The organism is Actinotalea sp. C106, from assembly GCF_023630195.1.
Classification (GTDB): Bacteria; Actinomycetota; Actinomycetes; order Actinomycetales; family Cellulomonadaceae; genus Actinotalea.
Window position 1 is genome coordinate 1 of sequence record NZ_JALPKN010000580.1, and the last position, 801, is coordinate 801.

Below are 801 nucleotides of genomic sequence, written 5' to 3' on the forward strand. Positions count from 1 at the left end.
ATCCGACTTCCCGCGGGGCGGCGGGCCGTCGAGCCCAGCGGGGCGGTTCGAGGCAGGGCTGTGCTCACCGACGGGGTCTGGCCCCCGCGGCCCCTCGGTGCCCGCCCTCGTCGTCCGGCCCACCGCGACATCATCCCAGCCCACGCGGCAATCGCCCGATGGGCCGCCGTCGGCCACCGCGCGCCCCGCTAGAGTTCCGACCATGCCGATCGGGGGGAACCCGGACGAGATCCGGGCAGAGGCTGCACGCGTGCGGGGCTGGGCCGAGTCGTTGGAGGGCACCGCGGACCGTGTGCGCACGGGCCACGGCGTGACCTGGGTCGGGACCGCGGGGGACCGCTACCGCGACCGCCTCCGCGAGCACGCCCGGGACGTCACCGACCGCCGCGACGAGCTCCGCGACCTCGCCCGCGCCCTGGACCGCCTCGCGGAGGAGGTCGAGGAGCGCCAGGCCGCCATCCGCCGTGCCGCCGCCGTCGTCGAGGAGGCGGTGGACAGCGCGCGCGGCACCCTGGGTCGGCTGTGGGGCGTGGGCCGTGACCTGTGGACCGCAGGAGAGCGCGAGGCCGAGGCCGCCGCGCGACGGGTGATCGACACCGTCGGCGAGCTGCCGCCCCCGGGGTCACCGCGCTGGGTGCTGCTCCACACGGTGCTGCGCCCCTGATGGAGACCCTGACGATGGATCGCACCGACGGCGTGCTGCGCCGTCGCCTCGCCGAGTCCGAGTGGGCCGCCGTGCTCGGGACGACCGACGCGACGATGCCCCCCTGGGCCGCGCCGCTGGTCCCGCCGGGTGGCGCC

The 801-nt window shown here is 77.5% G+C and carries 1 protein-coding gene; it reads left to right on the top strand.

The window, feature by feature from the left end:
* The first annotated feature begins 202 nt into the window (after positions 1-202).
* Positions 203-664, top strand: a complete 462-nt coding sequence (locus L0B03_RS18600) for a WXG100 family type VII secretion target (RefSeq protein WP_250448586.1) — start codon at positions 203-205, stop codon at positions 662-664.
* Positions 665-801: the final 137 nt, after the last annotated feature.